The organism is Butyricicoccus sp. (assembly GCF_050872565.1).
In the GTDB taxonomy this organism is placed as follows: domain Bacteria; phylum Bacillota; class Clostridia; order Oscillospirales; family Butyricicoccaceae; genus Butyricicoccus_A.
In genome coordinates this window covers 1-3,726 of sequence record NZ_JBNMHC010000219.1, presented here as the reverse complement: position 1 = coordinate 3,726, position 3,726 = coordinate 1, and the positions used below count along the sequence as shown (strand labels likewise).

At 49.3% G+C, this 3,726-nt stretch carries 4 protein-coding genes; 1 reads left to right on the top strand and 3 read right to left on the bottom strand.

Translation table 11 applies throughout. From position 1 onward, the window contains the following. The coding region (locus tag ACR0P9_RS08950; RefSeq protein ID WP_432619345.1) for a hypothetical protein at positions 1-293 on the top strand (293 nt) is incomplete at its 5' end. A gap of 433 nt (positions 294-726) precedes the next feature. Here the strand turns inward: ACR0P9_RS08950 and htpG are convergent. The 3 genes from htpG to ACR0P9_RS08935 all read right to left on the bottom strand — a co-directional run. Beyond that, entirely contained in the window at positions 727-2,640 is a 1,914-nt protein-coding gene (gene htpG / locus ACR0P9_RS08945) for a molecular chaperone HtpG (RefSeq protein ID WP_432619343.1), read from the bottom strand. A 179-nt stretch (positions 2,641-2,819) separates the two neighbouring features. Beyond that, entirely contained in the window at positions 2,820-2,984 is a 165-nt protein-coding gene (locus ACR0P9_RS08940) for a hypothetical protein (protein WP_432619341.1), read from the bottom strand. Between the two features lie 77 nt (positions 2,985-3,061). Then, positions 3,062-3,726, bottom strand: a 665-nt coding sequence (locus ACR0P9_RS08935) for a DUF975 family protein (protein ID WP_432619339.1), incomplete at its 5' end; no start/stop codon positions are given.

The following is a 3,726-nucleotide window of genomic DNA, read 5'->3' as shown; positions in this document are numbered from 1 at the left end:
GCGATAACGGCGAGCGTCAGTCTTACCGGGACATGTACTTTTTCATTCATCATATTTTTACCTCACGAAATATCAGTTCCATATTATTGTATGAGAAAAAATTTGGGAACGCAAAGGCAGAAGTGCCTAAAATTGTGAGGGAATTTTTTCCGGATGCCCTTGTGCTTTTTCACAAAACAAAGAAATTGAACGTATCGCAAGATAACAAAAAAATTCCAGAAGCAATGCGAAAAACGGCGGAAATAAGACGGATTCTTTCGCAACAAAATAGAAGAAAAAGACACGAATTTTGACTATAATATAGACATAAAAACAAAGAGGACAGCAAAAACGAAAGACAAAGAAATTTGATTTAACGGGATTGCTGTATCTAAATAAAACTGATATTATTCTATATTTATTAGAAAGGAAGAACTTGCCATGACAACCATTCTTACCGCACTGATCGTTGTTATGCCGCTCGTTGCGACGGTTTTGAGCCACAGCACCCATGCTGCACCGGTTACACGCACATCGCGCAATACATACGATTATCGTTAATTTTTGATTCCTACCTATTCCACACTTCTTTGGTTATATTCTCTCTCTAAAAACCATCCGCGGGGCGTTCCTACCGGCTCTGCGGATGGTTTTTTGTGTGCAACCAAAAAAGCCCCCGTTCCGAAGAACGGGAGCTGATTAGGAACATATCTCGAATGCCAATGCGGTATTCGGATTTGGCACATATTATTCTGCCATCAGGTCGCACATTGCCTGCGTAAAGGCAGCCGGATCCTCTACCGGCATACCGGCAATCAGCATAGCCTGATCGTACAGCAGCTTTGCATAGGTCTTGAGTTTATCCGGATCGCTGGTGTACAGACGAATCAACTTCTCAAAGATTGGGTGAGAGGCGTTGATTTCCAGAACCTTTTCTGCGGAGAAGTGATTGCCGTTGTTCGGCACGTTGTTGAGAACGCGCTCCATTTCGATGGACAGATTGCCTTCGGAAGTCAGGCAAACCGGATCGCTGACCAGACGGGAAGAAACGCGAACGTCCTTTACCTTGCCGTCCAGAGCTTCCTTCATGGCGTCGAACATCGCGCGGTTTGCGGTGGATTTCTCTTCTGCTTCCTTCTTTTCTTCCTCGGAAGACAGGTTCAAATCACCGGCAGTAATGGAGCGGAACTTCTTGTCGTCCTGAGACTCCAACTGGGAGATGATAAATTCATCAATGTCAGCGGTCAAGTACAGGATGTCGTAGTCGTGCTTGCGAACCATTTCAGCCTGCGGCAGCTTGGACAGGGCATCGGTGCTGGAACCGGCTGCATAGTAAATCTCTTCCTGATCTTCCGGCATCGCCTCGCGGTATTCCTTGAGGGTGATAAGCTTCTCGTTCTTTGCCGAGTAGAACATCATGAGGTCGCGCAGCTTTTCCTTGTCGGCGCCGTAGTTTGCATAGGCACCGGCCTTGATGGAGTAACCGAACGCGTTCCAGAACTTGATGTATTCCTCGCGCTCGTCCTTCTGCATCTTGAGCAGCTCCGAGCGGATTTTCTTTTCCAAGCTGATGGCAATCGCCTTGAGCTGACGGTCGTGCTGGAGCATCTCACGGGAGATGTTCAGAGACAGATCAGAGGAATCAACCAGACCGCGGACAAAGCCAAAGTAATCCGGCAGCAGGTCAGCGCACTTCTCCATAATCATGACACCGGAGGTGTACAGGGACAGACCCTTGGAGAAGTCCTTGGAATAGTAGTCAAACGGCGGCTGAGACGGGATGTACAGCAGCGCGTCATAGGATGCGGTCAGACCTTCGTTGTGGAAGTGAATCGTGCGCAGCGGCTTCATGTAGTCCATGAACTTGCTGCGGTAGAACTCGTCGTATTCATCCTGCGTGATGTCCTTCTTTGCCTTCTTCCACAGCGGAACCATCGAGTTCAGCGTGTCCTCGGTGTAGACGGTTTCGTACTCCGGCTTGTAATCTTCCGGTGCGTCCTCCGGCTTCGGCTTTTCCTGCGAATGCGGCATCTGCATCTTGATCGGGTAACGGATGTAGTCGGAATACTTGCGAACCAGACCAGCCAGACGGTAGGTCTGCAGGAATTCGCTGTAGGTATCCTCGTCCTCGCCTTCCGGATCCGGCTTGATGGTCAGGATAATATCGGTGCCGTAGGCATCCTTTTCGCCCGGCTCAATGGTGTAGCCGTCTGCGCCGTCGGATTCCCAAACATAAGCCTGCTCCGCGCCACATGCCTTGGAGACGACCTTGACATGAGAAGCGACCATAAAGGACGCGTAGAAGCCGACACCGAACTGACCGATAATATCCGTGTCTTCGGTCTGGTTTTCCTTCTTAAATGCTAGAGAGCCGCTCTGTGCGATGGTGCCGAGGTTCTTTTCCAGCTCTTCCTTGGTCATGCCGATACCGTTATCGGAAATGGTCAGGGTGCGAGCGTCTTCATCGGCTGCCAGATGAATGGAGAAGCCTTCCTCCGGTACGAGAGACGCATCGGTCAGAGACTTGAAATGACGCTTGTCAATTGCATCACTTGCGTTGGAGATCAGCTCGCGCAGGAAAATTTCTCTGTGCGTATAGATCGAGTTAATCATCATGTCCAGCAGACGCTTGGATTCTGCTTGAAACTGCTGCTTTGCCATTGTATGTCAATCCTTTCAGATTTTAAATTACGAATTTAGCACTCTCATCTAACGAGTGCTAATATAGAATAAACCAATTGGAAGGAAAATGCAAGAGGGGAAAGCCGTTTGTTCAAAACTTTTTAACAATAGGCGAAAAGAAAAACAGATGCCCGCAATGGAGCATCTGTTTGAATGGGTCAGAATAATAAGAAACCGGCGAAAATCACGAAGATGACGGCGACAACACCGAGCATGATGTAGGTCAGACGATCTTCCTTTTTCTGCTGCTCGGCGCGGCGAGCTTCTGCTTCTTTTCTGCGCTGCTGTTGGCTCTTATGAACCTTTTTGACAGGTCTTCCCATGGAATAACACCCTCTCTGTTCGTATCTGTACCGTCAGAGTAACAGAATTTGGGAGCAGTGTCAATGGGAAAACGGGATTACGCTTCTGGCTGCGGCTGTTCTGCCGGTTCCGGCGTTCTGCCGCACAGGGCGTCAAAGTAATGGATGAATGCGATTTCCTGATATGGCGTGACGTACAGACCGACGATGCCGCAGGTAATGGCTGCCAAGCATTCCCACAGGAAGAAGCTCAGATCAAAAACGAAGAGTTCCCAGTTGTGGTTCTTAAAAATCTTAGCACAAGCACCGGTTGCCTGCCAAACGCTGGCGTCCGGCGTGTCAATCATGCAGATGTATGCACCGTCATAGCGGCGGATCTTTACGGAAGCCCAAGCGGCAACCACACAGATCACGATGATATAGAGGAAAAGCAGAATGCCAAACAGCGCGTCAGAATCCGAAAAAGCGGAGGAGACCAGCGGAATCAAGCCGACCAGTATGATGGCATAGGTGATAACCAGCCAGCCGAGAGAGCGGATGCCGATAGACAAGCTTAGCTTGAGCGAGGTCAGATAGCTCTTGCCGCTGGTAAACGGCTGGAAAATCAGACCAACGGTCGAATCTTCGCCGCGTGCCCGCGATACATAGTAATGCTTGGCACCGAACGTAATCGGAGAGCCGACAAAGAAGTAGATCACGGCATATAATGCACCATATTTGGCGAGCTTGCCGTAGGCAGCCAAAACAGCATCAAAACCGGATG

What these genes read in the sequence shown, in the direction of transcription:
- htpG (WP_432619343.1), bottom strand. Translation starts at nt 2,640, where the DNA reads ATGGCAAAGCAGCAGTTTCAAGCAGAATCCAAGCGTCTGCTGGACATG.
- ACR0P9_RS08940 (WP_432619341.1), bottom strand. Translation starts at nt 2,984, where the DNA reads ATGGGAAGACCTGTCAAAAAGGTTCATAAGAGCCAACAGCAGCGCAGA.